At 44.3% G+C, this 3,486-nt stretch carries 4 protein-coding genes; all 4 read right to left on the reverse strand.

The window, feature by feature from the left end; translation table 11 throughout:
• Positions 1-863, reverse strand: an 863-nt coding sequence (locus Q0212_RS14580) for a hypothetical protein (RefSeq protein ID WP_297926842.1), incomplete at its 3' end; no start/stop codon positions are given.
• Entirely contained in the window at positions 863-1,366 is a 504-nt protein-coding gene (locus Q0212_RS14585; RefSeq protein ID WP_297926844.1) for a hypothetical protein, read from the reverse strand. The genes Q0212_RS14580 and Q0212_RS14585, both read right to left, overlap by 1 nt.
• Positions 1,367-1,368: 2 nt before the next feature.
• On the reverse strand, positions 1,369-1,776 hold the full coding sequence (locus Q0212_RS14590) for a hypothetical protein (protein ID WP_297926845.1): 408 nt from the start codon (positions 1,774-1,776) through the stop codon (positions 1,369-1,371).
• Between the two features lie 12 nt (positions 1,777-1,788).
• Positions 1,789-3,486 (reverse strand): hypothetical protein (locus tag Q0212_RS14595; protein WP_297926847.1); only part of this gene is annotated, 1,698 nt, incomplete at its 5' end.

Raw genomic sequence — 3,486 nt, forward strand, 5'->3', positions numbered from 1 at the left:
TCAGCAATCAAATTACCTGTTTCAATTTTATCCGCAATTAACTCACTAATCTTCGCACTGGTAATACTCGCGTTCTTAATATAAGCCGTATCCATAAACACAGCAGGCGTACCATCTTCTAATGTGCCAAGTACAAAAGGGATTCGCTCATCAACAGGAACAGCAGTCCATTGGATTGTTCCATCACCAACCGTTGCGTTAATGGTTGTCGGCCAAGTCGGTTCAATGTTTCCAGACTTGCCACCATCTACCGCTGCATATTGAAAGCCGTTCTCTATCGTGGGACGCACATACTGAAACGGATAGTAAGTAGTATTAGGCTTCCATGTGCTTGACGTTAAAACCTGCATCACATAATCAGGGTCTAAACTGGTTGTGCCTTTTGTGCCACTCGCTGCGTTAAAATCACCTTTTACGCCCTGATCTGATACCGCCCTTGCCCAATAGTATTTAGTCGCAGCACTACCCACATTATCGGTATAACTTTCGACGGCTGTACTGGCAATCAATACTGCCTGTCCAATGTCGTCAATATCAGCACGCCATAACTCGGTATAGGCATAATTGCTAAATGACGGATTGTGCCAACCAACAAAAATAGAGGCTAGTGCGCCATTAGCCGTAAGTCCTGTTACTTTGGGCGGCTTCGTTAAATTTCTTGGTGGCAAAGTTAAAAACCCACCTGTTCCCGTACCTGCTAAACCTGCATCAATCAATTCGCCTGCCGACACTAAGCGGTCATTGCTACCACCACCAATATATTTAGACAGCATTGACCCTACTGCCGTCATCCAACTCTGTGTTGCCTTATCACCCGATACAGGTACTTTAGGAATTTGAATATCACGACGACGACCAAACATTAGCGGCTTCCTCTGTTGCGGATATTGCGAAGGATTCTGTCACGGGTCATCACAACAATGGGTGATGGCGCGGTAATAACTAAGTTATATGCTGTTGCGGTCATGTATTGGCTTGGCTGCGTCAGTGTCATCTGTGCATCAATGCGTAAAAATGCACTGGCAGACATTGATTGCTGAGACTGTGCAAGATTGCCTGTAATTGCAATATCATAATACCAAGCATTGATAGCAATAGACTGCGCTGCTTGAGTGGCTGAGATTGTGGCGTTTATTTGAATAAATGCTTGAGCGTTAAGGCTTTGAATAGCCTGTATTGCGCTTTGATGATTAAAAAAAGCATCAACACTAACAGATTGGATTGCCTGAGATAAAGCCGCAGTACCACTTAATGATTCGTAAGCATCAACACTAACAGATTGAATAATTTGAGATAACGAACAAGTGCCATCAATTTGCTCATAAGCATCAATGCTTACAGATTGAATTGATTGATCGGCACTCATGATTAACCCTTATTGACGGTGTAAACGAATGAAGTCACGCCCACAATTGCGCCTGCAACAATAGATGTTGTAGCAATATTCAGGTCGCAACCACTTGTGCCGACAGTTCCGTCAAACATCACTGTAGAGCCGTCAGACTTTAATGCACGAAACCATGATGCTGTGCCTGAGTTGTTAGCATTGGAATCTTGAGTAATTGCGTTAAACGTCAACACACCATTCACTGCAACAGGCGCAGCATCAGCATTAAACCGTAATTCTGCTAATAACACTTGTGCGCCTAGTGCGGTATCTGCATTAGTCGGTTGTGTGCCATCATAAATACGCAAATAGCCATTATCCAGCAATACCGATAACGCATCGGCCTCTGCATTAACAGACGCATTTGAAAGCTTTAAATTGTTCGCCATAATTCTTACCCTTTACTGTTCGTTACCTAGTTCGCGCATAGTTTCAGAAATAGAAATCTCGCGCACTTCATCAACTGTTGATAATTCCAACTGCCAAAATTCAGCGATAGGCACTAACGGCAATCTAAACGCTGTTCTGTTAGTCACTGTTTGTGTGTGGATAAGTGTGTTATTGGCATATATTTTTAGCGTCATGCCTGCATAAGACTTAGCAAGCACTTGCCCTGCCAAGAACCGCCTAAATTGAGCAAATGAAAACAACTTACTCTTAAAAGTCATGGTTAATTTGTTGGTGGTATCAGTATCAAACGAGAACAATATCTTGTTGCTATCAATCAGCCAAAGCGTATCTGTCTCAATATCTCGATAACCCGACACAAACCATGCACTAAGACTGATAAACCCTTCACTTGGAGCGCGTGGATTAAAGATAAAGCCGCCCTTGTGAGTGCTGTCCGTGTACCAAAAGAAAATATACAGACCACGATACTCGTAAGCATGAATACTTGATGGGGTGTAGTTAGCCCATTCGCGGCCTGTAATCACACCTTCGGTAATTAACTGAGCATTGCCACCCGAAGCCATGACAAGGCCATTGGGCGAGGCGTATATCGCGTATGCACCCATGTTCACCATTGAACGCGCCGATACACACGCCTCGATGATGGGTAGCTCGGCTTGGCTCATGTTCTGTGGGTCAATACCCGTAATCATAACGGGTCGGCCTTTTGTGCCTACAATCAAATAACTGTCGTAATGGCCAATAGCCACAATATCGTTATCACACGTTAATTCGTAATTTCTTGGCCATGCGTAAGGGACAAATGGTTCACTTAAACAAACTATCTTCCCTTTAGCTGCATAAGCCACACCATAGGCTGTTAAACCTAAGCTATACATTCCGTCTCTTGGCTCGTCCCATGTTGACGTAGGCAATGATTCAGATAGCCCGTCATCAGCAACAGAGTCAACGTATTTACCGCCTAAGTATTTGCCGCTACTTCCCAATATGTCAGCTTTTGGTATTTCATCTAAAAACAAATAATCAGAATTACCTGTTGAGCCAACAATGGTACGGTATAAGCGTACCGCTTCAATTTCGCGCCCTGTATCTGCTGATACATCAAATACAAGTCCGCTAATATGAACGGTTGCCCCTGCATTTGGGCAGATAAGCGCAACGGGTGGTGATGGGTCATTTAACAGTGGTGCGTAGGGCGCGGATTCTTCGCCTAATTTACCAATGTAGGTATAGGTATAAAATCTAGCCGATGCGCTGACATCATCCGTAGGTGCTGCTGACGCTAATACGGTTGTTGGCTTATTTTTTGGTGCAGGTATGCCTAGCTTGTAATAGTTATTAGGATACTCTGTGCCGCCTCCACCAGTTACTGCATTGACTGCTCCAGCATAAGAATACAGAAGCGAACCGCCCATACGAGTATCGCCACTCCAATAAATACGGCTATAAGCATCGTCAGCAATAGGCGAACGAATGACATTAACATTGTCAGCAAAACGCAACCAATACGCATTACCGCCTACCTTCCACAAGTGGATAGAGTTAATGTTGTGGCCAGTTAATGCCAGTGTTGCGCCCTGTGTATATCCATTCAAAGGCTTTAGCACACCACTATCCAGCCGCATATTTTGCGCTGTGACTCCTGCATTGTCTGGGATCTTCGCGTCCGCATAACGTGGAAACTCGCC

Origin of the sequence: uncultured Agitococcus sp. (genome assembly GCF_937920075.1) — a bacterium.
GTDB lineage: Bacteria > Pseudomonadota > Gammaproteobacteria > Pseudomonadales > Moraxellaceae > Agitococcus.

Bases quoted from the DNA above. Each gene is read 5' to 3' on its own strand.
- Q0212_RS14585 (WP_297926844.1), bottom strand. From the start codon at position 1,366: ATGAGTGCCGATCAATCAATTCAATCTGTAAGCATTGATGCTTATGAG.
- Q0212_RS14590 (WP_297926845.1), bottom strand. From the start codon at position 1,776: ATGGCGAACAATTTAAAGCTTTCAAATGCGTCTGTTAATGCAGAGGCC.